Origin of the sequence: Aromatoleum evansii, from assembly GCF_045689615.1 — a bacterium.
Classification (GTDB): domain Bacteria; phylum Pseudomonadota; class Gammaproteobacteria; order Burkholderiales; family Rhodocyclaceae; genus Aromatoleum; species Aromatoleum evansii.
Genome location: NZ_CP141259.1, coordinates 2,344,005 through 2,369,967 on the forward strand (window position 1 = coordinate 2,344,005; position 25,963 = coordinate 2,369,967).

Consider the following 25,963-nt stretch of genomic DNA (forward strand, 5'->3'; position numbering starts at 1 on the left):
CGCGGCGTGCTTGAGGCTTCCGTACGTCGCTTCGCCGCGCGCGGACAGAAGCGCGATCTCGGCAGAGGAGGGGCCGCTGCGCTGAAACTCCTCGAATGCGACGCCGCAGTCGCCGAGCACCGCCACGCTACTGCACTTCGAGGAGCGGTACCGGCCGCGTATCGACTGGGCGGACTGGCTCGGCAAGTTCGGTGTGAGTCTCCCGCGGAGCGGGGCCCAGCCGCGGTTCACCGACTATTCAGGCCAGCTCGGCTTGCGTGACGCGATCAGTGCGCCGGCACGGCGGACCGTAGGCGATCGCGGTGAGCCGCATCTCGAAGAACACGTCGCCGTCGATCTCGTTGCTGACGCTGTTCTCGTCCTGTTCGAAGTCGATCTGCACCGAGGCCGCCCCGGCCTGGCGTGCCTGGCTCGCCGCCTCGTCGGCAGCCAGTACGCGTGCGAATTCGATCGCCTCGCCGAGCTGCGCGAAATCCTTCGGTCCATCGGGCGCGAAGACCCGGAACGTACCGCGCATCGGCTGCGTGATCGTCAGGTGCACCCGCTGCGCGACCTCGCCCAGCACCGCGCCGACGGCGTTGGCGACTTCGGCGAAGCGGGGCATGTAGAGGCCGGTGCGCAACCCGCGCGCGACTTCGGGGTAGTAGCTCGCGGCGGGACCGCCGACGGCGACGACCGGCGCGTCGCTTGCGAACTGTACCGAGAACAGCGAGGGCTTTGAAGGATCCCGGCGCTGTTCCATGACCATCTCGGTGAGCAGCCGCGAGAGCTTGTCCGCCTGGGCCGCGGCGAGTCGGTTCTGCTCGTGCAGCCCGGCCTCGATCAGTTTCTGGCTGATGCCGTCGACGACGAGATCGAAGACCTCGCGTGACGGGCCTTCCGCGTCGCCGTCGGGCCACGTGCCGCAGCCATACAGGCGCCGCATCTGGCGCGCCCAGATGCGGGCGCCCAGCTCGGCGGCGCGCGTGGACCAGTGGCTCGAGATGCCGAGCACGTGGGCCGCGTCGGTGGGCGTGAAGCCGCTGTAGATCACCAGCCCCTTGCGTTCGAGGCGGGCGAGGGCGCGGGCGAGCCGGCGGTCCTCCGCGGTGGCGTATTCCATGTCCACGGGTTTGACCGACACACGCTCCCAGGCCTGCCGTTCGTCGTCGGGCAGGCGCGCCAGCAGCGCCTCGTCGTGCTGCAGGCGCAGCGCGAAGCGCAGTTGGCTGCCGTGGGGAGCCGATGTCGCCTGACGCTCGAGGACGGGCAGCACTTCCGGATGTTCGGCGGCGAGCAGGCTGAGCGGTACGACGCGGCGCGGGCCGATCGCGATCCCTTCGCCGCCGCTGAAGCGGACCTCGCTGTCGCCACCGAGACCGATCGAGTACACACGCACCGCCTCGACCATCGGCTGCCATCCGCCGATCAGGGCACCGTCGAAGCTCAGTTCCGGCCGCCCGTTGCGCACGACCGCGATGTCGGTCGTTGTGCCGCCCATGTCGGCGACGATCGCATCGCGCAATCCGCTCAGCGCGCAGGCGCCCAGCACGCTCGCCGCGGGGCCGGACAGCACCGTCCCGACCGGCCGCTGCAGCGCCGATTGCGCATTGATCAGCGAGCCGTCGCCCTTGACGATCATCAGCGGGGCGTCGATGCCACGAGCTGCGAGGATCGCCTCCACCGACTCGATGAGGCGTTGGACGTGGGTGATCATGCGCGCGTTGAGCGCCACCGTCGCCGCGCGACGCGGCGCGCCGAGCGAGGACGCGAGTTCATGCCCGCAGGTCACCGGCTTGCGCGAGAGTTCCTGCACGATTTCGCGCACCCGTACTTCGTGACGTGGGTTGCGCACACTGAAGGTCGCCGAGATGGCGAAGGCCGACACCTTGTCGCGCCAGTTCAGGATTGCGTTGCGCACAGCCTCTTCGTCGAGCGGTGCGGCTTCCGCGCCGCCGGCATCGTGTCCGCCGGCAATCGTGACGATCGTCTCGGGGCCGAGCAGCTCCGCGAGCCCGCTGTTCTGCACCTGGCGCTCGTCGTAGCCGATCAGCAGCGCGCAGACGGGCGAACCTTTGCCTTCGACGACGGAGTTCGTCGTCAGCGTGGTCGACAGGGAGACGAGGGAGACGTTGGAAAGGGATTCGGGCGGCAGGCTGTCGATCGCGCGTGCGATGCCGACGGTCAGGTCGTAGCGCGTCGTCAGCTGTTTGGCGGCAGCGATCACTTCGCGCCGCTCGTCGACGAGCACGGCGTCGGTGAAGGTGCCGCCCGTATCGATACCCAGCATCAGGCCCATTCTTGTCTCCCGGTCAGGTTTCGTTTTCCGCGCACTTGGCGCCCAAGTGTTCCGTCTTGCGGCTGCGCGCGTACATCGCCCGCAACAGGCCGATGAGACTCAGGCCGAGCCATAGCACCTGGGTGATCACGGCCGCGAGGTTGAAGTCATGCATCAGCGAGACCAGCAGGCAGGCGGGGCTGAGGATGTTCAGTCCGATGTAGCGAAGGTCGTCGTGCTGGAGGCGGCCCATCTGCAGGCCGGCGTATGCGACGAGACAGGCGATCACACCGACGAGTCCGACAAAATCCGAGGGGGTCATGAAGGTCTGGAGAAAGTTGATGGGGCAGGTGCTCCGAAGGCGGCATGGGCCATGGAGCTTGTTGTTGTGGTGTCACCCCGCCGGTGTGACCTCCACCGCGGCGTCTCCTTACAACATCCGCAGATTGATGTATGCGCAATTTAGTCTTCTTTCCGACCTTCGCTTGTCTGGTTGCGACGGCTTCGGGTCGTGAGGCGACAGTCCCGTCATTGCTGACGGGCAAGCTCGCTCGCCGCGAATGGGCGGTATGAGGGGCTGCATAAGGAGCTGCATAAGCCTGTCGCGTTTGGACATGGCGGGGTCGTTGAGATGCCTGCCAGTTGCGGGGCGCCGCCCTAACCTGTGCCGCATCGGGTCCGCTGCGGTCGGCACCCGCAACGATTTGAAGGAGAAGACGACCATGGCGGAGCAATTCGAGGACGAAGATTTCGACCTGGCATCGCTGCCCGACGACGAGCTCATCGAGCAGATGCACGACGACCTGTACAACGGCCTGCGCGAGGAGATCGTGGAGGCGACCAACATCCTGCTGTCGCGCGGCTGGAGCGCGAGCCGGGTGCTCGACGAGGCGCTGGTCGAAGGCATGCGCATCGTGGGGGTGGATTTCCGCGACGGCATCCTGTTCGTGCCCGAAGTGCTGATGGCGGCCAACGCGATGAAGGGCGGCATGGAGATCATCCGTCCGCTGCTGGCGGACACGGGTGCGGAGACGGTGGGCAAGATCGTGATCGGCACGGTGAAGGGCGACATCCACGACATCGGCAAGAACCTGGTGGCGATGATGATGGAAGGGGCGGGCTTCGAGGTGATCGACATCGGCATCAACATCCCGGTGGAGACCTACATCGAGGAACTGGAGAAGCACAAGCCGGACATCCTGGGGATGTCGGCGCTGCTGACGACGACGATGCCCTACATGAAGGTCGTGATCGACACCCTGAAGGAAAAGGGCCTGCGCGACGACTACATCGTGCTGGTGGGTGGCGCGCCGCTGAACGAGGCCTTCGGCAAGGCGGTGGGGGCGGATGCCTACTGCCGCGATGCGGGCGTGGCGGTCGAGACCGCCAAGGCCCTTATCCAGCAGCGGCGCGCGGCCTGATGCGCCTCCACAACGACAAGAAGCACATACGCGCGGTGCCGCTATCCGGCGCCTGCAATCCACAAAGGATGGAATCATGACCGACACCGTAATCAGTTCGCACAAGAAGGAAGTCGTCATCGGCTTCGAGCGCCCCTTCGTCGTCATCGGCGAGCGCATCAATCCGACCGGCCGCAAGCTGCTCGCGGCCGAGATGGCGGCGGGCGATTTCTCCCGCGTGATCTCCGACGTCCAGGCGCAGCTCGAGGCCGGCGCGCACATGCTCGACGTCAATGCGGGCATCCCGCTCGCGGACGAGCCGGCGATCCTGGCTGAGACCGTCAAGCTGGTGCAGTCGCTGACCGACGTGCCGCTGTCGATCGACTCCTCGATCGTCGCCGCGCTCGAGGCCGGCCTCTCGGTCTATAAGGGCAAGGCGCTGGTGAACTCCGTGACCGGCGAGGAAGACCGCCTCGAGACGGTGCTGCCGCTGGTGAAAAAGTACGGTGCAGCGGTGGTCGCGATCAGCAACGACGAAACCGGCATCTCGCAGGATCCCAACGTGCGCTTCGAGATCGCGCGCAAGATTGTCAATCGCGCGGCCGACTACGGCATCCCCGCCTGCGACGTCGTCGTCGATCCGCTGGTGATGCCGATCGGCGCGGTGCCCACGTCCGGCCGCCAGGTGTTCGAGCTGTGCCATCGCCTGCAGAAGGAGTTGAAGGTGAACACCACCTGCGGCGCCTCGAACGTCAGCTTCGGCCTGCCCAACCGCAACGGCGTCAATGCCGCCTTCATGAGCATGGCGATCGCCTCGGGCATGACCTCGGCGATCACCAACCCGCTGCACACCGAGATCATGACCGCAATCATGGGCGCCGACGTGCTGATGGGGCATGACCAGGATTGCATGCGGTGGATCCGAAAGTTCCGCGAGGTGCCGCCGGCTGGTGCCGACGGAGTCGAGGCGCGCGGCCGCCGTGAGACGCGGCGGAGGCGGGTGGAGGCCTGATTAGCAGGTTCCTCCCCCTTCAAGGGGGAGGACAGGAGGGGGATGGGTGAATGGGGACGCTGCTTATTACCGCTCGCGCTCTACACCCATCCCCACCCCGGCCCGGGAGTCTCCGCTTCGCTCCGCCGCTGCAGCGGCGCGGAGCAGTGCTCCGCGAAACCCCGCTTCCGCCCCCTTGCAGGGGAGGGATAGATGGTCTGACCGTCTTTGCAAGCGCTAACCGTCTCCTCCAACCCCACAGGAGAACCCCGTGACCCAGGACGCCCTAGTCGTCTTCACTCCCTCCGGACGGCGCGGCCGATTCCCCATCGGCACGCCGGTGCTGCAGGCCGCGCGCGCGCTCGGCGTCGACATCGACTCGGTGTGCGGCGGACGTGGCATCTGCGGACGCTGCCAGGTCGTGTTGAGCGAAGGCGAGTTCGCCAAGCACGGTGTGAACTCCTGTGCGAGCAACCTCAGCGAGCGCAGCGACAACGAGCAGGCCTGGGAAAAGACCCACGGCGCGATGAGCCCCGGCCGACGCCTGAGCTGCTCGACGACCGTGCTCGGCGACGTCGTGATCGACGTGCCCGCCGACAGTCAGGTGCATCGCCAGATCGTGCGCAAGCGCGCCGAAGTGCGCGACATCGAGCTCGATCCCGCGGTCCGGCTGTACTACGTCGAAGTGCAGCAGCCGGACATGCACGTGCCTTCGTCCGACCTGCGCCGCCTGAAGGAGGCGCTGGACTTCGACTGGCGCCTGACGAACCTGCAGGCCGACATCCGCGTCGTGCAGGAGCTGCAGTCTGCCCTCCGTCAAGGCGAATGGAAGGTCACCGTCGCAGTGGTCGATTCCGAACGCATCATCGCGGTGTGGCCGGGCCTGCGCGAGAAGGTCTACGGCATGGCGGTGGACGTCGGCTCGACGACCATCGCCGCGCACCTGTGCGATCTGCAGACGGGCGAGGTCGTCGCGTCCGCGGGCAAGATGAACCCGCAGATCCGCTTCGGCGAAGACCTGATGAGCCGCGTCTCCTACGTGATGATGAAGCCGGGTGGCGACGGCGAGATGACACGCGAGGTGCGCGCGGCGCTCAACGGGCTGGCCTCCGAACTCGCGGCCGAGGCGGGCATCCGGGTTGTCGATATCCTCGAAGCGACCTTCGTCGGCAACCCGATCATGCACCACCTCCTGTTCGGGATTAACCCGATCGAACTTGGCGGCGCGCCGTTTGCCTTGGCGACCGACGAGGCGGTGACCGGCCTGTGGGCGACCGAGATCGATCTCCACATCCACCCCAACGCGCGCATCTACGCGCTGCCCTGCATCGCGGGCCATGTCGGCGCGGACACGGCAGGGGCGATCCTGTCCGAGACGCCCTACCTCACCGACGCGATGACGCTGATCGTCGACATCGGCACCAACGCCGAGATCGTCCTTGGCAATCGCACCCGCCTGCTCGCGGCGTCCAGCCCCACCGGGCCCGCCTTCGAGGGTGCGCAGATCAGCTGCGGCCAGCGCGCGGCGCCGGGTGCGATGGAGCGCGTGCGCATCGATCCGGTGACGCTCGAGCCGCGCTTCAGGGTGATCGGCAGCGAATTGTGGTCGGACGAAGCGGGCTTCGCCGCAGCGACGGCCGCAACCGGCATCACCGGCATATGCGGCTCGGGCATCGTCGAGGTCATCGCCGAGATGTACCTCGCCGGCATCATCGACCAGGACGGCGTGATCGACGGTTCGCTCGCGCAGCGCAATCCGCGCATCACGCCCAACGGGCGCACCTTCGCGTACACGCTCGTCGAGACGGACGAGCGCACGCTGCAGATCACGCAGAACGACGTGCGCGCGATCCAGCTCGCGAAAGCCGCGCTGTATGCCGGCGTGCGCCTGCTGATGGACAAGATGGGTGTCGAGCGCGTCGAGCGGATCAGCCTCGCCGGCGCCTTCGGCAGCCACATCGATGTCAAGTACGCGATGATCCTGGGCCTGATCCCCGACTGCCCGCTCGATCATGTCGCTGCGGTCGGCAATTCGGCGGGGACGGGCGCGCGCATCGCGCTCCTGAACCGCGGCCGGCGCGAGGAAATCGAGACCGTCGTGCGCCGTGTCGACAAGATCGAGACGGCGGTCGAGCCGAGCTTCCAGCAGTATTTCGTCGATGCGATGGCGATTCCGCACAAGTCCGATCCCTTCCTGAACCTGCGCGCGGTGGTGCAGCTACCGGAGAACAAGGTCCGCGAGCGGGAAGGCGCTGCGGGACGGCCGCGGCGCGGACGGCGGGAGCGTACGCTATCCGAAGAGGCCGGGACATGAGCGAAAAACTTGAAGACGTGCAGAACGCCGAGGACGAGCGCCGCATCGCCATCGACAAGGTCGGCATCAAGGGGATCCGCCATCCCGTGAGCGTGCGCGACAAGAGCGAGGGCGTGCAGCACACGGTCGCGGAATTCAGCATGTTCGTCGGCCTGCCGCAGCATTTCAAGGGCACGCACATGTCGCGCTTCATCGAGATCCTGAACGGCAACGAGCGCGAGATCTCGGTCGAGTCGATCGGGCCGATGCTGCGCGAGATGGTCGCGCGCCTGGAAGCCGAGACGGGCATGATCGAGTTGCGCTTCCCGTATTTCATCAACAAGGCCGCGCCGGTGTCCGGCGTGCAGAGCCTGATGGACTACGAGGTCAGCTTCATCGCGGAACTGCGCGAAGGCGGGGAATACGTCTTCACGATGAAGGTCGTGGTGCCGGTGACGAGCCTGTGCCCGTGCTCGAAAAAGATCTCGCAATACGGCGCGCACAACCAGCGCTCGCACGTGACCGTCACCGCGCAGACACGCGGCTTCGTGTGGATCGAGGAAGTCGTCCGGCTTGTCGAGAGCCAGGCTTCGTGCGAACTTTACGGCCTGCTCAAGCGTACGGATGAAAAGTTCGTGACCGAACGTGCCTACGAGAATCCAAAATTCGTCGAAGACATGGTGCGCGACGTCGCGGGCCTGCTCGATGCCGAGAGGCGCATCGAGCGTTACGTCGTGGAGTCGGAGAACTTCGAGTCCATTCACAATCATTCGGCCTACGCGCTGATCGAACGCGACAAGCGCGTCGCCCGACAGGAATATGAATAGTTCACGGTTTGAAATATCGATCGGCGAGGCGCTTTCGGCCCACGGGCTCATCGTGCGCGGCGGCTTCAATTTCGGACCCGAAGAGCGTGCGCCGCAGGGTCCCTCCGGGAGTCCGGCACGCGCGGTCGTGGTGGTCGGGCAGGCCGGCGCGTCCGCCTGGCCGCATTTCCTGGCATGGCGTGAGCGCCAGCCGAAGGAGCTGCGCGACCCGCTCGACACCTGGGCGCGCGAGGTGATCGGTGCCGTGGCCGCGCAGGTCGGCGCGCGGGCGGTTTCGCCTTCGGACCGACCTTTCGTCCCGTTCCAGCAATGGGCGATGCGCGCAGAGGGATTGCGCGCGTCTCCGCTCGGCCTCCTCATGCATCCACGCTACGGCTTGTGGCATGCCTACCGCGGCGCGCTGCTGTTCGACACGGAAATCGAGGTTGCGGCAGGGGAGGAGGCGGTGCATCTGTGCGACGCCTGTGTCGCAAAGCCGTGCCTGAAATCCTGTCCGGTCGGCGCGTATTCCGGTACGGGCTTCGACTACGCCGGGTGCCGGAGCCAGCTGCACTCGGGGGCCGGCCGGCAGTGCATGAGCTCCGGCTGCCTCGACCGCCTTGCCTGTCCCTACGGCGCGGCCTATCGCTATCCGACAGACATGCAGGTATTCCACATGAAGGCGTTCGTCGCCTGATGCGGGCGTAGCGCAGCGTAATCCCGCCAGTTCCTCGGTCGTGCAGGTTCCTCGGTCGCTGGCCGGATGCGTCTTCGGCTCCTCCCGCCCTACGATCCCGTGGTTCACGCCCTGCTTCTTCCGTAGGGCGGGAGTAGCGCAGCGTATCCCGCCGATCCACCGGCCGAAGGTATTCCAGGGCTGCATGGCGGGATACGCCTTCGGCTGCTCCCGCCCTACGATTCCGTGCTTCCTGCCGCGCCGTGGTCGGTGGGACCCGCAGCGCTTTTCATGCGTGTCGCAATTTCGCATACCGTCGTGGGCATCGGTCCGAATTGAGCACGTGCGTGACGGATACAGGCAAAGGCCCCGTCGCTGGAATTCCTACCATCTCCTCCCATGAAGCCGCGATTGCGTCGCGGCACAAGGCTCATACGACAGCCAACAAACCGAGGAGACAGGACCCATGTTTGCACTGACCGACCGCATTGCCGATTTCGACGACGAACTGCAGGCGGCGATGGAGGGCGAGTTCGAGCGCCAGGAATCGCATATCGAGCTGATCGCCTCCGAGAACTACACCAGCCCGCGCGTGCTCGAAGCGCAGGGCAGCGTGCTCACCAACAAGTACGCCGAGGGCTACCCCGCCAAGCGCTACTACGGCGGCTGCGAGCACGTCGATGTGGTCGAGCAGCTCGCGATCGACCGCGCCAAGCTCCTCTTCGGCGCCGACTTCGCCAATGTCCAGCCGCACTCCGGCTCGCAGGCCAACGCCGCGGTGTACATGGCGCTGCTCGAACCGCACGACACCGTGCTGGGCATGAGCCTCGCCCACGGCGGCCACCTCACGCACGGCGCCAAGGTGAACTTCTCCGGCAAGCTCTACAACGCCATCCAGTACGGCCTCGATGAAGCGACCGGCGAGATCGACTACGCCCAGGTCGAACAGCTCGCGAAGGAGCACAAGCCGAAGATGATCGTCGCCGGCTTCTCCGCCTACTCGCGCGTGGTCGACTGGCAGCGCTTCCGCGCGATCGCCGATGCGGTCGGCGCGTACCTCTTCGTCGACATGGCCCACGTCGCCGGCCTCGTCGCCGCGGGCCTGTATCCGAACCCCATCCCCTTCGCCGACGTCGTCACCACCACCACCCACAAGACCCTGCGCGGCCCGCGTGGCGGCCTGATCCTGGCGCGCGCCAACCCGGATCTGGAGAAGAAGCTCAACGCGGTGGTGTTCCCCGGCATCCAGGGCGGCCCGCTGATGCACGTCATCGCGGGCAAGGCGGTCGCGCTCAAGGAAGCGCTGCAGCCCGAGTTCCGCGCCTACCAGCAGCAGGTGCTCAAGAACGCGCGGACGATGGCGGGCGTCTTCATCGAGCGCGGCTACAAGATCGTCTCCGGCGGCACGGATGACCACCTCTTCCTCGTCGATCTGGTCGACAAGGGCCTCACCGGCAAGGCGGCCGACGCGGCCCTGGGCGCGGCGCACATCACGGTGAACAAGAACGCCGTGCCCAACGACCCGCAGTCGCCCTTCGTCACCAGCGGCATCCGCATCGGCACGCCGGCGATCACCACGCGCGGCTTCAAGGAAGCCGAAGCGAAGGAACTGACGAACTGGATCTGCGACGTGCTCGACCACATCGACGACCAGTCCGTGATCGCCGCGGTGCGCGAGAAGGCGAAGGCCTTGTGCGCGCGCTTCCCGGTCTATCCGGCCACCCGCTGATCGGCCCGCGGAGCGACACGTCATGGCGATCAGCGTATTCGAGATGTTCAAGGTCGGGATCGGCCCGTCGAGTTCCCATACGGTGGGGCCCATGCGTGCCGCGCTCACCTTCGCCTCCGGCCTCAAGGACGAGGGGGTCCTGCCGCGCGTGCGCCGCATCCGCGCCGAGCTCTACGGCTCGCTCGGGGCGACCGGCAAGGGCCACGGCAGCGACAAGGCGGTGCTGCTGGGCCTGGAAGGGGAGGCGCCCGATCTCGTCGACCCCGACACCATCGAGGCGCGCCTCGTGCGCATCCGCGAGGGCAAGCGCCTGACGCTGCTGGGCCTGCATCCGGTCGATTATTGCGAGAAGACCGATCTCGTCTTCCTGCGCCGCCAGACGCTGCCCTACCACCCCAACGGGATGCGCCTGACGGCCTTCGGCGAGGGCGAGGCGGAGCTTGCGAGCCGCGTGTACTACTCGGTGGGCGGCGGCTTCGTCGTCAACGAGGAAGCCGCCGGCGCGGACCGCATCGTCGAGGACGCGACCGAGCTGCCGTACCCCTTCCACAGCGCCGACCAGCTCCTCACCCAGTGCGCGGTGAACGAACTCTCGATCAGCCAGCTGATGCTCGAGAACGAGAAGGCGTGGAGGAGCGAAGCCGAGACGCGGAACGGCCTGCTGCACATCTGGAAGGTGATGCAGGCCTGCGTGCGCCGCGGCTGCGAGATCGAAGGCACGCTGCCCGGCGGCATGAAGGTCAAGCGCCGCGCCGCCGAGATGTACCGCAAGCTCGCAAACGCCCCCGAGGCGAGCCTGCGCGACCCGCTCACCACGATGGACTGGGTGAATCTCTACGCGCTGGCGGTGAATGAAGAGAACGCCGCGGGCGGGCGCATCGTGACGGCCCCCACCAACGGCGCGGCCGGGATCATCCCCGCGGTGCTGCACTACTACTACCGCTTCATCCCCGGCGCGACCGAGGACGGCGTCGTGCGCTTCCTCGCCACCGCGGCCGCGATCGGCATCCTGTTCAAGGAGAACGCCTCCATCTCGGGCGCCGAAGTGGGCTGCCAGGGCGAGGTCGGCGTCGCGTGCTCGATGGCCGCCGGCGCGCTGACCGAAGTCATGGGCGGCACCCCCGAGCAGGTCGAGAACGCCGCCGAGATCGGCATGGAGCACAACCTCGGCCTCACCTGCGACCCGGTGGGCGGGCTCGTGCAGGTGCCGTGCATCGAGCGCAACGCGATGGGCTCGATCAAGGCGATCAACGCCGCGCGCATGGCGCTCAGGGGCGACGGCAAGCACTTCGTGTCGCTCGACAAGGTGATCAAGACCATGCGCGACACCGGTCGCGACATGAAGGACAAATACAAGGAGACGTCGCGCGGGGGACTCGCCGTGAACGTCATCGAATGCTGAAGACGAGGAGATAGGACATGCAGCATTACTCGGGATTCGGGCTCGTCAAGCACGCGCTCACCTACCACGAGAACTGGCAGCGCGCGTGGCGCAATCCGACGCCGAAGAAGAAGTACGACATCGTGATCGTCGGCGGCGGCGGCCATGGTCTCGCCACCGCCTACTACCTCGCCAAGGAACACGGCATCACCAACGTCGCGGTGGTCGAGAAGGGCTGGCTGGGCGGGGGCAACACCGCGCGCAACACCACCATCGTGCGCTCGAACTACCTGTGGGACGAGGCCGCGTGGCTGTACGAGCACGCGATGAAGCTGTGGGAGGGGCTCTCCCAGGACCTGAATTACAACGTGATGTACTCCCAGCGCGGGGTCATGAACCTGGGCCACACGCTGCAGGACATGCGCGACATCCACCGCCGCGTCAATGCCAACCGCTTGAACGGCATCGATGGCGAAGTGCTGGACGTGAACCAGATCCAGGAGATCGTGCCGATCATGGACCTGTCGAAGAACACCCGCTATCCGGTGCTGGGCGCCTCGTGGCAGCCGCGCGGCGGTGTCGCCCGTCATGACGCGGTGGCCTGGGGCTTTGCGCGCGGCGCCGATGCGCTGGGCGTGGACATGCTGCAGCAGACCGAAGTCACCGGCATCCGCAAGAACGGCAACAAGGTCGTGGGCGTCGAGACCAACCGCGGCTTCATCGCCGCCGACACCGTGGGGGTGGTCACCGCCGGCAACTCCGGCGTGCTCGCCAAGATGGCCGGCTTCCAGCTGCCGATCGAATCGCACCCGCTGCAGGCGCTGGTGTCCGAGCCGATGAAGCCCATCCTCGACACCGTCGTGATGTCGAACAAGGTGCACGGCTACGTCAGCCAGTCGGACAAGGGCGACCTCGTGATCGGCGCCGGCATCGACGGCTACAACGGCTACGGCCAGCGCGGCAGCTACTCGACCATCGAGCACACGCTGCAGGCCATCGTCGAGCTCTTCCCGATGTTCTCGCGCGTGCGCATGAACCGCCAGTGGGGCGGCATCGTCGATACCTGCCCGGACGCCTGCCCGATCATCTCGGCGACGCCCGTCGGCGGCCTGTTCTTCAACTGCGGCTGGGGCACCGGCGGCTTCAAGGCCACCCCGGGCTCGGGCAACGTGTTCGCGGCGACGCTCGCGGCCGGCAAGGCGCATCCGCTCGCGGCGCCGTTCTCCATCGACCGCTTCATCAGCGGCAAACTCATCGACGAACACGGCGCCGCGGGCGTCGCGCACTGAGGAGGAGCAGGACACCATGCTGCACATCTACTGCCCGCACTGCGCGGAAACCCGCGAGGAAGAAGAGTTCCGCCCCAAGGGCGAGGCCCACATCGCCCGCCCGCTGGAACCGGAAGCGACCAGCGACGAGGACTGGGGCAACTACCTCTTCTTCCGCAAGAACCCGCGCGGCCTGCACCACGAGCTGTGGTACCACGCCGCCGGCTGCCGCAAGTTCTTCAACGTCACGCGTGACACCGTGAGCTACCAGATCCTCGAAACCTACAAGGTCGGCCAGAAGCCTTCGGTGGTCGCCGGCCAGTCCGCAGACAAGGGGGCGGCAAAATGAGCCAGAGCAATCGACTGGGGACGGGCGGGCGCATCGACCGCAGCCGCCCGCTGCGCTTCAGCTTCAACGGCGTCGACTACCAGGGCTTCGCCGGCGACACGCTCGCCTCGGCCCTGCTTGCCAACGGCGTCGATGTCGTGGGCCGCAGCTTCAAGTACTCCCGCCCGCGCGGCATCATGGCCGCCGGCGCCGAGGAGCCGAATGCGATCGTGCAACTGGGTGCGACCGAAGCGGGCCAGGTGCCGAACGTGCGCGCCACGCAACAGGCGCTCTACGGCGGGCTGGTCGCCACGAGCACCAACGGCTGGCCGAACGTCGACCGCGATCTGATGGGCGTGATCGGCAGCGTCGGCGGCAAGTTCATGCCCCCGGGCTTCTACTACAAGACCTTCATGGCGCCGGCCTCGCTGTGGCCGAAGTACGAGAAGTACATCCGCAAGGCCGCGGGCCTGGGCCGCACGCCCAGGGAGAAGGATCCGGACATCTACGACCACATCAACCGTCACTGCGACGTGCTGGTGATCGGCGCCGGTCCCGCGGGCCTCGCCGCCGCGCTCGCCGCCGGCCGTAGCGGTGCGCGCGTGATCCTGTGCGACGAGCAGGAAGAGATGGGCGGCTCGCTGCTCGACACGCGCGAGCTCATCGACGGCCGCCCGGCCTCGGCCTGGGTCGCCGCCGTGCTCGCGGAACTGGCGACCCTGCCCGAAGTGCTGATCCTGCCGCGCACCACCGCCAACGGCTACCACGACCACAACTTCGTGACCCTGCACGAGCGCCGCACCGAGCACCTCGCCGACCTCGCGCCGAGCGTGAACGGCCGCCGCCAGGTGCGCGCCCGCATGCACCGCGTGCGCGCCCATGAGGTGATCCTCGCCACCGGCACGCACGAGCGTCCGCTGGTCTTTGCCAACAACGACGTGCCGGGCTGCATGGTGGCGGGCGCGGTGTCGACCTACATCCGCCGCTACGCCGTGGCGCCGGGTAAGCGCCTGGTGCTGTCGACCGCCAACGACCACGCCTATCGCGCCGCGCTCGACTGGCATGATGCCGGCCGCGAAGTGGTCGCGATCGTCGATGCGCGTGAGCACCCCGAGGGCGACCTCGTCAATGAGGCCCGTTCGCGCAATATCCGCATCATCCCCGGCTCCGCGGTGATCGAGGCGAACGGCAAGAAGCGCGTCACCGGTGCCCAGGTCGCCCGCATCGACATCGGCGGCTTCAAGGTGGCGGGCCGCGTCGAGACGCTTGCCTGCGACACCCTCGCGAGCTCCGGCGGCTACAGCCCCGTCGTGCATCTGGCGGCGCACACCGGCGCCCGCCCCGAGTGGCGCGACGACATCCTCGGCTTCGTCCCCGGCAAGGTGCCGGGCATGACCCCGGTGGGCGGCGTGCACGGCAAGGGCGCGCTCGTCGAGGCGCTCGCCGACGGTGCCGCAGCCGGCACGGCCGCCGCGCAGCGCACCGGCTTCGAGGTCACCGCTCCGGCGCTGCCCAAGGTCGCCAAGCTGCGCGAGGGCAAGGCCGCGGCGCTCTACCAGGTGCCGCACGTGAAACCGGCGATGCGCGCCCCGAAGCAGTTCGTCGATCCGCAGAACGACGTCACCGCCGCCGGCATCGAGCTCGCCACGCGCGAAGGCTTCGAGTCGATCGAGCACGTCAAGCGCTACACCGGCATGGGCTTCGGCACCGACCAGGGCAAGCTCGGCAACATCAACGGCATGGCCATCGCCGCGCGCTGCCTGAAGCAGACCATCCCGCAGACCGGCACCACCGTGTTCCGCCCGAACTACACGCCGATCACCTTCGGCGCCATCGCCGGCCGTCACTGCCGCGAGTTCTTCGATCCGCGCCGCTACACGGCGCTGCATGCGTGGCATGTCGAGCACGGCGCGAAGTTCGAGGAAGTCGGCCAGTGGATGCGCCCGTGGTACTTCCCGCAGGGCAACGAGACGATGCACGAGGCCGTGCAGCGCGAGTGCCGCGCCGTGCGTGAGTCGGTCGGCATCCTCGACGCCTCGACGCTGGGCAAGATCGAGATCCAGGGCAAGGACGCGCGCGAGTTCCTCAACCGCCTGTACACCAACGCCTGGACCAAGCTCGACGTGGGCAAGTGCCGCTACGGCCTCATGTGCAAGGACGACGGCATGGTGATGGACGACGGCGTGACCGCGTGCATCGCCGAGAACCACTTCCACATGACGACCACCACCGGCGGCGCCGCGGCGGTGCTCGACTGGATGGAGCTGTGGCACCAGACCGAGTGGCCCGAGCTGGAGGTGTACTTCAACTCGGTGACCGACCACTGGGCGGCGATGGCGATCAACGGCCCCAACGCGCGGAAGCTCTTGGCCGAGCTCACCGACGACATCGATCTCTCCAAGGACAACTTCAAGTTCATGGACATGCGCGAAGGCACGGTCGCCGGCGTTCCGGCCCGCGTCTATCGCATCTCCTTCACGGGCGAGCTCTCCTACGAGATCAACGTGCAGGCGCACCACGCGATGCACGTGTGGCAGGCGCTGTTCGAGAAGGGCGAGAAGTACAACCTCACCCCGTACGGCACCGAGACGATGCACGTGCTGCGTGCGGAGAAGGGCTTCATCATCGTCGGCCAGGAAACCGACGGCTCGATGACGCCGGAGGACCTCGGCATGCAGTGGTGCGTCGGCTACAAGAAGCCCTTCTCGTGGATCGGGCGGCGCGCGCTCACGCGCCCGGACACGCAGCGCGAGGACCGCAAGCAGCTCGTGGGCCTCAAGCCCCTCGACCCGCAGCTGGTCTTGGACGAGGGCGCGCAGATCGTGCTCGAGAAGGAGATCCGCATCCCGATGCCGATGGTCGGGCACGTCACCTCGAGCTACTACAGCCCGAACCTGGGCCACTCGTTCGCGTTGGCGGTCGTCAAGGGCGGCGCCAAGCGCCTGGGGGAAACCGTTTATCTGCCGATGGCCGACGGCCGGGTGCATGCGGCCGAGGTCGTGAGCCCGGTCTTCTACGATGCGGAAGGAGCACGCCAGAATGTCTGATTACGCACAAATGGATCTGAACCCGCGCGGCGGCGGGGTGAAGTCGGAGTCGCCGCTGGTGAGGGCGCGCATCAACGTGGTGCTCGCCGCCTCGGCGCGCGAGGCCGGTGTGGTCGTGCGCGAGAAGCCCTTCCTCGGTCATCTCGTGCTGCGCGGCAACGCTCAGGACGAAGGCTTCCGCGCCGGCGTCGAGCGCGTGCTGGGCCTTGCACTGCCGCTCGCGCTGGGTGCGGTCGCCCGCGACGAGTCGCGCGGCGTGAGCCTGCAGTGGATGTCGCCCGACGAGTGGCTGATCGTCGTGCCGGCGGGCCTCGAGTTCGAAGCCGAGGCCGCGCTGCGGCGCGAGCTCAGCGGCCACTACGCGGTGATGAACGTCACCGGCGGGCAGACGGTGCTGGAGCTGACCGGCCCCAGGGTGCGCGAGCTCTTGATGAAGTGCACGCCCTATGACGTGCATCCGCGCGCCTTCCCGGTGGGCAAGGGGGTGTCGAGTGTGTTTGCGAAGAGCTCGGCGGTGATCCGTCGTGTCGATGAGGAGCGTTGGGAACTGGTGATCCGCCGCAGCTTCGCGGATTACCTGTACAGCTGGATCCTCGATGCCGCGGAAGAGTTTGGGGTCTTCGTGGCGCCGGCGGAGCCCATCGGCAGCGGCGAGCGGGCCGCGGTGCGTGAGGCGGCGCTGCACGGCTGATCGCGGGTCGACGCAAGTCCCGAAAACGGAGCCGGTGGTTGTTCACCGGCTCCGTTTTCACGTGGAGCTGGCCGGTCTGTTCCGTGGGAGCTTCAGCCGCGAATCGACGCCCATTCGCGGCTGAAGCCGCTTGATGAAGCCGGGATGCTCGTCCCGCGATACGAACACGAAAGCCATCGTCGCTCGAGCGCTCGCGCTTGTCGCAAGACGGCATGTCAAGGTCAGGCTGCTGATTTATCTTGAGATTTCGCAACATCAAACGGGAACGAACATGAACCAGATCTTCATCGACGACATCCGCGCAGACGCGCAGGTCGGCATCTACCCGCATGAGCTGGTCGGTTCGCAGCCGGTGTCCATCACCCTGCGCCTCGGCATCGGTAGCCGTGCGGCGCGCAGCGACCGCATCGAGGACACCATCGACTATGCGGAATTGGTCGCAAGCCTGCGCGGGTACCTCGCGGAGCGCCGCTTTGCATTGCTCGAACACCTCGCCGATTCGCTCGCCGGCGTGATCTTCGACGAGTTCCGGCCGAGCTGGATCAGCCTCTCAGTGCATAAGCCCCAGGTGCTCGAAGGCGTCGGCCGTGTCGGCGTGATGATCGAACGCAAGTACGACGAATACGTCGCACAGGCACCTTTCCCGCTGCAGCAGGCGGCCTGATCCGTTTTCAAAATGCCAAAGACCTCCTGATCGAGTTCGCCTGAGAACGACCATGGGACGCCGGGAAGAAGCCGTGCGGAGTGACGAAGCCGTGACGCGCCTGCGTTTCGACTTTCCGAACGCGGCCGGGCAGGAAGGGCCGCTGGTCTTCGAGCAGCCGTCCGAGATCATCGAAGCCCGAGAAGTATCGCAGGTGCGCGAGGCGGTTGCCCGTGCGGATCGTGCTGCCCGCGAAGGCAAGTGGGTCGCGGGTTTCGTCTGCTATGAGGCCGGTGCGGCCTTCGACCCGGCGTTTCGTTTCCGGGGCCGGGCCGACCTGCCGCTCGCGTGGTTCGGCGTCTTCGACAAGCCGGTCGGTGCGTATGCCCGAACGCATGCGTCGGCGCCAGCCTTCGACTGGGGCTTGTCGGCCGGGCGCGCACGATACGAGCAGGATATCGCGACGATCCTCGAGCACATTCGCGCGGGCGACGTGTATCAGGTCAACCACACGCTGCGCCTGGCCGGACACTACGTCGGCGATTGGCAATCCCTTTACGAGGGGCTGCGGGAGAGACAGGCGACAGGGTATTGCGCCTGTGTCGAGCTGGGCCGGCACCGCATTCTGAGCGTCTCGCCCGAATTGTTCTTCTCCCGCGAGAAGCAGCGCCTGACCTTCAAGCCGATGAAAGGCACGGCCCGCCGCGGCACGTCCGAGGAACTGGATCGCGCGCTGCGCGACTCGCTCGCGACGGCGGAGAAGGAGCGGGCCGAGAACCTCATGATCGTCGATCTCATCCGCAACGACCTGTCCCGCATCGCGCAGCCGCATTCCGTAGCCGTGCCCTCGCTGTTCTCGGTCGAGGAGTACCCGACAGTATGGCAGATGACCTCGACCGTGACCGCCGAGATCGCGCCCGAAATCGGGCTGGAAGAGATCTTCGCTGCGACCTTTCCCTGCGGTTCGATCACCGGTGCGCCGAAGATCGAAGCGATGAAGATCATCGCGGAACTCGAAACGGGGCCGCGCGGAATCTATTGCGGCGCAATCGGAATGCTGCGCCCGGGCGGCGATGCGGTCTTCAACGTCGCAATCCGTACGCTCGCCGTGGACACCGGTTCCGGCAGCGGCCAGTACGGCGTCGGCAGCGGCATCACGGCCGACTCGATCGCCCGCAACGAATACGACGAAGTCCTCGCAAAATGTCTGGTGGTGCAGGAATTGGTCTCAAGTACATAAGGCAAATCGGTTTCATGGAAAGACGCCGACGAGCACACGAAGGCAGTTCTCCCTCTCCCCCTATGCTCCCTCGCGTGTGGCGTCTTTCCCTTTTATTCACGGCAGCAAAAGCCCCAGGAGAACATTGTGCCCAGGGATGTCGCAAGGAAACTGAAGCAGGCGTTCAGCGCCGCGCAGGACGAGGCGCAACGCAAGGCCGCGGTCGTGGCATTGCTGCGGCACAGTCTCGACCTGGGGCACCGCCGGCTATCGTTGAAGCGCCTGGAGGCCGCGGTCAGTTGTGGGGCCGCGCTCGAAGCGGAGGATCTGCACCGCTGTGCAGACCTTGCGCTGCGGATCAGTGATCCGCGCATTCATGCCCGACTGGCGCTGCTGAGCCGTCAGCTTGACGGCGGGCGGCGTCTATCCGCGTTGTAAGCAAGGCAATTCGCTCATGCAGATCGAAGAGATGACTCCGAGCCTGGGTTACAAAGTCCCGGAGCATGGAGGCAGGCTGCGGGCCGCGGCGGCCCGCTATGGCATTCCCCATTCCGAATGGCTCGACTTGTCCACTGGGGTGAGCCCCTTCGGCTGGCCGGTGCCCATGCTCACCGCCCGCGCGTGGGCGCGGTTGCCCGAAGAGGACGACGGTCTTGAAGACGCGGCCGCAGCCTACTACGGAAATTCGAACGGGCTCGCGGTGGCCGGCTCGCAAGCCGCGATACAGGCGCTTCCGGCCTTCTTTCCGCGTAGTTCCGTGGTCTGCCTGTCCCCGCTCTACAATGAACACCCTCACGCATGGAGGGCACACGGACACGCGGTCCGCCTGCACCCGTCCGGCGACCTGCGCGGTGCGTTGGCCTTCGGATCGCAGCACATCGTCCTGTGCAATCCGAACAATCCGACCGGTCATCGCTACGACGCTCCCGAGTTGCTGGAGGTGGCCGCATCGCTCCGAGCGCGGGGCGGCGTCCTGGTCGTCGATGAAGCGTTCATCGACGTGAATCCCGAGGAGAGCCTTGCTCCGATAGCCGGTTCCGACGCTGCGCCGAACCTCATCGTCCTGCGCTCGCTGGGCAAGTTCTTCGGTCTGGCTGGTGCACGAGTCGGATTCCTGTTCGCGTCGACGGGATTGCGCGAACGCCTTGCATCCCGACTCGGGCCGTGGACGATCGCGGGGCCGTCGCGCGAGGTTGCGCGTCTGGCGCTGTCGGATCGTTCATGGCAACAAGACATGCGCCCTTGCCTGCGTGCAGCCGGGCTGAGGCTGGTGCAGTTGCTTGAACCGCTCGGCGTGGTGGGCGCGACGCCGCTGTTCGCGACGGTCTTTCAGTCGCGCGCAAGAGAAGTCCACGACGAGCTCGCCAGAGCCGGCATCTTCACGCGATATTTCAAGGATCACGCCCTGGTCCGCTTCGGTTTGCCCGATTCGGAAGAATCATGGGAAAGACTCACGGCCGCGCTGGGCCGCGTGACCCGTGCCCCTGAGTGTCCGAGACAGGGCAAGCTCGCCTCGCCCTGCGCGTAGTGTCCTGAAGTGTGTGCGGAAGCGCCTTCTCCTGGAAGGCGCGGGTGGCCATGGCTAAGCTTGCGGCCTGAGTCATTTGCGTGGGGCGTCGTGATCCTCTTCGCGGATTTCCCGCAGCACTTCCCCTTCGATCACCAGATTGTCCGCCGACCGCGGGCCGCGCCGGGCCGTCCCTTCCGCCTGCGCTTGCTGCATCGCCTTGCGCAGATTGCGAGTCTTCCACCAAACGTATCCCCAGATCAGCCCGCCGGCTGCGACCACGACGGCAAAGAACAGGACGGAGAAGGTCAGCGCCAGGCCGAACACGAGCACGGTAGCGGCTATCGCCGCGAGCTTTTGCAGCGGACCGGCAGGTTTGGGCGGGCTTTGCTTGAAGTTGTTGAACAGGGCGTCGAGTCTGGGATCGCGTTGCATGCAGGTTCCTGCGTGTGAAGTGGCTTGCAGATGGACGGGAGATGGCGAAGAGAGTTCCGGCAAGGTGGAGCCGATTCTGCAGGATCGGCGCCACGGCACTGCAGCTACAGGTGCCACGAGTCACCTGCAGCCCTCAGGCGTGCTGGTCGAGCGACCTGATCGCGCCGTGGATGGCGCGCTCGAAGATCGGCCGGTCGATCTTCACGATCTGCGCCGTGCCGTTCCTGAGGCGCACCGCCAGCGCTTCCGGGGTGATCGAGATCGCGCAGGGCGAGGCGCTGTTGCTGAACAGGAAGAGCGTGCGGCTGCGGTTGATCCAGTTCAGGCGCTCGCGGCGGGTTTGTCGCGCGGTCGTGAAGTCCACCCAGTCGCCTCGCACCAATTGGCGCACCCGGCGCAGGTCTGCGCGGTCCGGCGTGTTTTCCCGGTCGAGCCCCTCGCTCGTCGGTAGCGAGATGTCCTGGACGCGAATGCCGAGGTCCGTTGCGTGGCTGACCTGAAGGGTCGGTCCGCCGCCGCGCGTGCGTGACGTCGAGGAACCCATGCGCGCGCCGGCCTTTTTCGCGCGCATGGCGGCAAGTTGCAGGTCGAGCAGGGTGTCGAGGAAGGCCTTGCGCTCGGTCGGTGCGGCTCCGATCTCGTCAAAACCGGTGTTGATCCTGCTCAGCAGTGTCGGCACCCCGGCGGCCTGCCGCTGCCGCTCTTCCGCAAGGTGTTTCGGCGTGACCGACCACAGCAGGTCGGTGGCGACCTGCATGGCCTCGGCGGTGGGGGCTCCTTCCTCACCGGATTGCGAGATCCGGTTCTGGACGACGTCGCGCCAGTAGGTCCGGAGGAACTCCTCGATCTCGGGCGGCGTCTCCGGCTCCACTATGCGGGCGATGCAGGCGTCGGCCATCTGCTGCGCACGGATCTCGCCTTCGCGCTTGAGGCGCATTTCCTCTTCACGTGCGAGAACCGCGTCGGCCAGGGCGCGGTTCTGCTGCTCGTCGTGTTCCTCGCGTTCGGTGAGGAAGGCGTCGAGCTCTGCGTTGGCGGCATCGAACGCGGCCAGATCGCCGTCGTAAGTGCTCTGCACCTTGTCGACCAGCTCGGACAGCTTGAGGTAGAAGGGATCCTCGGCGTTGACGACCTTTCCCCAGCGCACGGCGACGATCGAGATGCTGTCGAGAAAGCGCCGTGCCGGGTGGCCGCGGTCGGCGAAGAAGCGCTGGTTCAGCATCGCGGCGCGCAGCACCGGCGTCTGAAGGCGGGCGACCAGTGCCTTGATTCCGTCCCCGACGTTCGGATCGCTGAAGATGAGATCGAACAGCTTGACGACGATGTCCAGCGTCACCGCCTCGAGCGGCATGACGTTGCGTGCGGCGCCGCTGTCGCGCACCATGCGCACGACGTTGGTGTGCTTGCCGGGGGCTTGCGGCGTCGCGGCAGCCTGCAGGGTCTTCAGCGAGTTGAACAATTCCTGGCTGATGGTGCCCGGCTTGGACGTTTCTTTCGCGGCAGTTTCCTTCGTGCGCGCCTGAACGAGGCGCTCCAGGGTGCTAGCCAGCTTCGACGACTCCTCCGCAACCTCATTGGGGTCGACCGGCGTCGTGTCGCGATAGCTGCGTTTGAGCGAGGGCAGGATGTCCGCCTCGATCATGGTCTCGTTGACCACGCGGTAGAGCTGCGGCATCTCCGTGGCCATTTGTTCGCCGACCAATTGCAGCAGCAGGATGAGTGCGCCCGTATCGGTCGTGAGTTCGGCGCAGGCCGCTTCGATGCATGACCACAAGGCCGCGAGATTGAAGGTCTTGTCGCCCGGTTGCATCACCCTGCGCAACACGAGGTAGTTGATTCGCCGGTCCAGGGGCTTGGTTTCGTCGCGGCAGGCCAGGGTCACGCGGTCCAGTACCTCGCGCATCGCAAACTGGACAGATTCCTCTGCGGCGCTCAGGAGCCGCAGGTTCGCCTGGTCGGCCGAATCGAATTCGGACCGCGCGACATGGACCGCGCGCGCGGCAAGATTGGCCTTCAGCGCAGCGCTCACCTTGTCCCAATGCGTCGGAAGGGCCTGTACGAGCGCGGCGGCGGCGATGTTCCGGGCGCGATCGCGGCCGGCGTTGCCGCTCTCGGTCGCCGCCTGCGTCAGCGAGGGCCCCATTTCCTCGAACAATTCGCACAGGTCGTGTTCCAGCTGCGTACGGCAACCCGCCACGAGCCTGGCGAGAGGGGCGTCTTTTTCGGTCATCTCGGGCCGGATTGCGGGAATCGTCATAGCCGATTATTACATTTGCGCATGGCGAAGAACGCGGGGAGATCGAGGATTTTCGGATTTTTGCATGATCGTTCGGCGAGCGGCCGGCGGCAAGTCAAAAAGCGGAAGGGGCGCTTCCCATGCGCGACGCGCGTAGTGTGGTCATGCACGCGGATGGATCCGTCCACCATGTCGATCGTCGCGGATAAGGCGCGCATGGTCCGATTTCATTGACCGCGTCCCGCTGCTTCGGCAAGCTTCGCGGTTTTGCGGAGTCGGTGAATGCAAAACGAGCGCCTGGTCGGTGCGGCATACGTGGCGGTATCGGCAGCGGCCTTCGGTGCGATGGCGATCTTTGCCCGTTTTGCGAGCGCCAGCGGTGCTGACGTCGTGACGGTGCTGTTCCTGCGCTTCCTCATTTCGGCCGTGCTCATGGCTGCCGTGATGCTGGCGACCCGGCGCCGCTGGCCTTCCGCGCGCAATGCGGCGATTCTCGTCGCGATGGGCGGAATCGGCTACGTGGCGCAGTCGTACGCCTTTTTCGAGGCGTTGAATTTCGCCTCGGCAGGCTTGGTTGCCCTGTTGCTATACCTTTATCCGATCCTTGTCACAGTCCTGGGCGCAGTGTTCCTGAGCCAGCGTCTCACGACGGGGCGTGTGCTGGCAGTGCTGACTGCCCTGGCGGGAACGGCGCTGACGATCGGTGGGGAACTGAGCGGACGGCCGCTGGGGATCATCCTTGGCGTGGCCGCAGCACTGATCTATTCCATCTACATTCTCGTCGGAAATCGTGTCATGGCGCGGGAAGCTCCACTGGCGAGTGCGACGGTGGTGATGATGGCGGCGGCGGCAGTGTATGGGGGGCTGGTCGGGGTCGGCGGTGCCACCTGGCCGCAGGGGGCGACCGGTTGGATCGCGGTGCTGCTGATCGCAATCGTGTCCACAGTCATTGCGATGGTGAGCTTCTTCATCGGACTGCAGAAACTGGGCGCGGCGGACGCCGCGAGCCTGTCAACGCTGGAGCCGGTCGTCACCTTCGTGCTTGCGGCGATCTTCCTTGGCGAGGCGATCGAGTTCAACCAGGTGATCGGCGGCGCAGTGATCCTTGCCGCGGTGATCTGGCTTGCGCGTCACCCGCCGGCCGCGGTGGCAGGGGTGCGCGGATGACCTTCCCCCTGCGCCTGGCCGGCGGCTTCGGCCCCGGCTCAGTCGCGGCGCTTCGGCAGGTCGGGCGTGATGTGGCGCAGGTCGGCCGCATACATGCGCGCGTTCTGCACGTAGTTCCTGGCATTCTGCTTCAGGTCGGCGATGTCCTCGTCGGTGAGTTCGCGGATGATGCGGCCCGGCGATCCGACCACCAGTGAACGGTCGGGGATGACCTTGCCTTCGGGAATGAGGGCGTTGGCGCCGATGATGCAGTTCTTGCCGATCACGGCGTGGTTGAGGACGACCGCGTTGATGCCGATGAGCGTGTCGTCGCCGACTGTGCAGCCATGCAGCATGACCATGTGGCCGACGGTGACGCCGGAGCCGATCTTCAGCGGCACGCCGTCGTCGTTGTGCAGGACGGAGCCGTCCTGGATGTTGGTGTTGTCGCCGATCGTGATCGGGTCGTTGTCGCCGCGGATCACGACGTTGTACCAGACGCTCACGTTGGATCCGGCTTCCACGCGCCCGATCACCGTGGCGTTGTCCGCAACCCAGCACCCGTCGCCGAAGCTCGGGGTATGTTCGCCCAGGGCGTAAATCGCCATATTTCCTGTCTCCGTTGGAGCCGGCGGTGCGCGCCGGCAGCCCGCAATCATAGCAGGCAGTGTTAGCATTCGCCGCCTGACCCCGTTACGCGTCCTCCATGCTCAGTTACCGCCACGCCTTCCACGCCGGCAACCACGCCGACGTCCTCAAGCACTTCGTCCTGATCGAGCTCCTGCGCTATTTCAACCGCAAGGACAAGCCGTGGTGGTACATCGATACGCATGCCGGGGCAGGCTGTTATGCGCTCGACAGCGAACAGGCGGGCAAGACCGCCGAATTCGCCGCGGGGATCGGCCGCCTGTGGGGGCGCGACGACCTTCCCGAGGCCTTGCGCGCCTACATCGACGCCGTCGCCCAGTTCAATCCGCACGGTCGGCTGACCTTCTATCCGGGCTCCCCCGCGCTGGCGATGACGCAGCTGCGCGAACAGGACCGCATGCGCCTGTTCGAATTGCATCCGGCCGACGTCTCGCTGCTCGAACAGACCTTCGCACGCGACACGGACCGGGTGCTGATCCGCAAGGCGGACGGCTTTGCCGGATTGCGCGGACTCCTGCCGCCGGCCGCGCGCCGTGCGGTGGTGCTGATCGATCCGCCGTACGAGGTGAAGGAGGATTACCGGCGCGTGGTCGATACCGTTGCGGACGCGATGAAGCGCTTTCCAGGCGGTACTTACGCGGTGTGGTATCCGATGCTTGCGCGCCCCGAAGCGCGACAGCTGCCGGAGCGTCTGGCCGATCTCGGTGCTGAAAGCTGGCTCGACGTGCGGCTCGCGGTGAACAAGCCCGCGCGCGACGGCTTCGGGATGTTCGGCAGCGGGCTCTACATCATCAATCCGCCGTGGGTTCTGCCGCAGACGCTCGAAGCGGTGATGCCGTGGCTGGTGCGCGTACTCGGCGAGGACGCGGATGCGGGGTTCGACCTGGAGCACCACATCGAATGAGCGAGCAGGACAGCCTCCACGCGCTTCGCGACGCGCTGCGGGCATTTGCCGCCGAACGGGACTGGGAGCGTTTCCATTCTCCCAAGAACCTGGCAATGGCCCTGTCCGGCGAGGCCGGCGAGGTGATCGAGCATTTCCAGTGGCTCAGCGGCGAGGAGTCGGCCGCGCTGCCCGAGGCGGCGCGCGCCGAAGTGGCGCTCGAACTGGCCGACGTGCTGCTCTACCTCGTGCGTCTGGCCGACGTGCTCGGCGTCGATCTGGCCGATGCCGCGCGCACGAAGCTGCGCATCAACGCCGAGCGTTACCCGGTCGACAAGGCGCGCGGACGGTCGGACAAATACGATCGCCTCTGAGGCGG

The 25,963-nt window shown here is 66.6% G+C and carries 23 protein-coding genes; 18 read left to right on the top strand and 5 right to left on the bottom strand.

What is annotated here, in order from left to right; genetic code table 11:
- Nucleotides 1-238 precede the first annotated feature (238 nt).
- Nucleotides 239-2,278 carry a hydantoinase/oxoprolinase N-terminal domain-containing protein gene (locus U5817_RS10935; RefSeq protein ID WP_407280752.1) on the bottom strand — a complete coding sequence of 680 codons (2,040 nt, stop codon included), beginning with the start codon at nt 2,276-2,278 and terminating at the stop codon, nt 239-241.
- 13 nt (nt 2,279-2,291) lie between these two features.
- Nucleotides 2,292-2,579, bottom strand: a complete 288-nt coding sequence (locus tag U5817_RS10940) for a hypothetical protein (protein ID WP_407280753.1) — start codon at nt 2,577-2,579, stop codon at nt 2,292-2,294.
- 400 nt (nt 2,580-2,979) lie between these two features.
- Here U5817_RS10940 and U5817_RS10945 point away from each other — a divergent pair, with 400 nt between their 5' ends.
- From U5817_RS10945 to cobD, 15 genes are all read left to right on the top strand, one after another.
- The gene (locus U5817_RS10945) at nt 2,980-3,678 is read left to right on the top strand and encodes a B12-binding domain-containing protein (protein ID WP_169127907.1); all 699 of its coding nucleotides are present in this window, start codon (nt 2,980-2,982) and stop codon (nt 3,676-3,678) included.
- Between the two features lie 76 nt (nt 3,679-3,754).
- A complete protein-coding gene (locus tag U5817_RS10950) occupies nt 3,755-4,669 on the top strand; it encodes a dihydropteroate synthase (RefSeq protein WP_407280754.1) in 915 nt (304 codons plus the stop codon).
- Nucleotides 4,670-4,919: 250 nt separating this feature from the next.
- Complete coding sequence (locus U5817_RS10955) at nt 4,920-6,962, top strand: ASKHA domain-containing protein (RefSeq protein ID WP_407280755.1); 2,043 nt, start codon at nt 4,920-4,922, stop codon at nt 6,960-6,962.
- On the top strand, nt 6,959-7,768 hold the full coding sequence (folE2, locus tag U5817_RS10960) for a GTP cyclohydrolase FolE2 (RefSeq protein WP_169127901.1): 810 nt from the start codon (nt 6,959-6,961) through the stop codon (nt 7,766-7,768). Before U5817_RS10955 ends, folE2 begins: the two co-directional genes overlap by 4 nt.
- Nucleotides 7,761-8,444, top strand: coding sequence for a hypothetical protein (locus tag U5817_RS10965; protein ID WP_407280756.1), 684 nt, complete (start codon nt 7,761-7,763; stop codon nt 8,442-8,444). Before folE2 ends, U5817_RS10965 begins: the two co-directional genes overlap by 8 nt.
- A 445-nt stretch (nt 8,445-8,889) precedes the next feature.
- Nucleotides 8,890-10,152 carry a serine hydroxymethyltransferase gene (gene glyA, locus U5817_RS10970; RefSeq protein WP_407280757.1) on the top strand — a complete coding sequence of 421 codons (1,263 nt, stop codon included), beginning with the start codon at nt 8,890-8,892 and terminating at the stop codon, nt 10,150-10,152.
- Between the two features lie 22 nt (nt 10,153-10,174).
- Nucleotides 10,175-11,554 carry an L-serine ammonia-lyase gene (locus U5817_RS10975; protein WP_407280758.1) on the top strand — a complete coding sequence of 460 codons (1,380 nt, stop codon included), beginning with the start codon at nt 10,175-10,177 and terminating at the stop codon, nt 11,552-11,554.
- Nucleotides 11,555-11,571: 17 nt separating this feature from the next.
- A complete protein-coding gene (locus U5817_RS10980) occupies nt 11,572-12,822 on the top strand; it encodes a sarcosine oxidase subunit beta family protein (protein ID WP_407280668.1) in 1,251 nt (416 codons plus the stop codon).
- 16 nt (nt 12,823-12,838) lie between these two features.
- Complete coding sequence (locus U5817_RS10985) at nt 12,839-13,150, top strand: sarcosine oxidase subunit delta (protein WP_407280759.1); 312 nt, start codon at nt 12,839-12,841, stop codon at nt 13,148-13,150.
- Nucleotides 13,147-16,176, top strand: a complete 3,030-nt coding sequence (locus U5817_RS10990; protein WP_407280670.1) for a sarcosine oxidase subunit alpha family protein — start codon at nt 13,147-13,149, stop codon at nt 16,174-16,176. Before U5817_RS10985 ends, U5817_RS10990 begins: the two co-directional genes overlap by 4 nt.
- Complete coding sequence (locus tag U5817_RS10995; protein WP_407280760.1) at nt 16,169-16,867, top strand: sarcosine oxidase subunit gamma; 699 nt, start codon at nt 16,169-16,171, stop codon at nt 16,865-16,867. Before U5817_RS10990 ends, U5817_RS10995 begins: the two co-directional genes overlap by 8 nt.
- 271 nt (nt 16,868-17,138) lie before the next feature.
- Nucleotides 17,139-17,531: a dihydroneopterin aldolase gene (locus U5817_RS11000; protein WP_407280761.1), complete on the top strand. Its 393-nt coding sequence runs from the start codon at nt 17,139-17,141 to the stop codon at nt 17,529-17,531.
- Between the two features lie 73 nt (nt 17,532-17,604).
- On the top strand, nt 17,605-18,750 hold the full coding sequence (gene pabB / locus U5817_RS11005) for an aminodeoxychorismate synthase component I (protein ID WP_407280762.1): 1,146 nt from the start codon (nt 17,605-17,607) through the stop codon (nt 18,748-18,750).
- Nucleotides 18,751-18,876: 126 nt separating this feature from the next.
- Entirely contained in the window at nt 18,877-19,167 is a 291-nt protein-coding gene (locus U5817_RS11010) for a hypothetical protein (protein ID WP_169132909.1), read from the top strand.
- 16 nt (nt 19,168-19,183) lie between these two features.
- Nucleotides 19,184-20,257, top strand: a complete 1,074-nt coding sequence (cobD, locus tag U5817_RS11015) for a threonine-phosphate decarboxylase CobD (RefSeq protein WP_407280763.1) — start codon at nt 19,184-19,186, stop codon at nt 20,255-20,257.
- 72 nt (nt 20,258-20,329) lie between these two features.
- Here the strand turns inward: cobD and U5817_RS11020 are convergent, their stop codons facing one another.
- Nucleotides 20,330-20,671 carry a CPBP family intramembrane glutamic endopeptidase gene (locus U5817_RS11020; RefSeq protein WP_169132910.1) on the bottom strand — a complete coding sequence of 114 codons (342 nt, stop codon included), beginning with the start codon at nt 20,669-20,671 and terminating at the stop codon, nt 20,330-20,332.
- 133 nt (nt 20,672-20,804) lie between these two features.
- Nucleotides 20,805-22,901: a DUF1631 family protein gene (locus tag U5817_RS11025; protein ID WP_407280764.1), complete on the bottom strand. Its 2,097-nt coding sequence runs from the start codon at nt 22,899-22,901 to the stop codon at nt 20,805-20,807.
- Nucleotides 22,902-23,189: 288 nt separating this feature from the next.
- Here U5817_RS11025 and U5817_RS11030 point away from each other — a divergent pair, with 288 nt between their 5' ends.
- A complete protein-coding gene (locus tag U5817_RS11030) occupies nt 23,190-24,074 on the top strand; it encodes a DMT family transporter (RefSeq protein WP_407280765.1) in 885 nt (294 codons plus the stop codon).
- Nucleotides 24,075-24,112: 38 nt separating this feature from the next.
- On the opposite strand, the gene U5817_RS11035 is transcribed toward U5817_RS11030, so the two are convergent.
- Complete coding sequence (locus U5817_RS11035) at nt 24,113-24,661, bottom strand: gamma carbonic anhydrase family protein (RefSeq protein WP_407280766.1); 549 nt, start codon at nt 24,659-24,661, stop codon at nt 24,113-24,115.
- Nucleotides 24,662-24,759: 98 nt separating this feature from the next.
- Between U5817_RS11035 and U5817_RS11040 the strand changes: the two genes are divergently transcribed.
- Both U5817_RS11040 and U5817_RS11045 read left to right on the top strand, forming a co-directional pair.
- Complete coding sequence (locus U5817_RS11040) at nt 24,760-25,605, top strand: 23S rRNA (adenine(2030)-N(6))-methyltransferase RlmJ (protein WP_407280767.1); 846 nt, start codon at nt 24,760-24,762, stop codon at nt 25,603-25,605.
- Nucleotides 25,602-25,958: a nucleotide pyrophosphohydrolase gene (locus U5817_RS11045; RefSeq protein ID WP_407280768.1), complete on the top strand. Its 357-nt coding sequence runs from the start codon at nt 25,602-25,604 to the stop codon at nt 25,956-25,958. The genes U5817_RS11040 and U5817_RS11045 overlap by 4 nt, the downstream gene beginning before the upstream one ends.
- Nucleotides 25,959-25,963 lie beyond the last annotated feature (5 nt).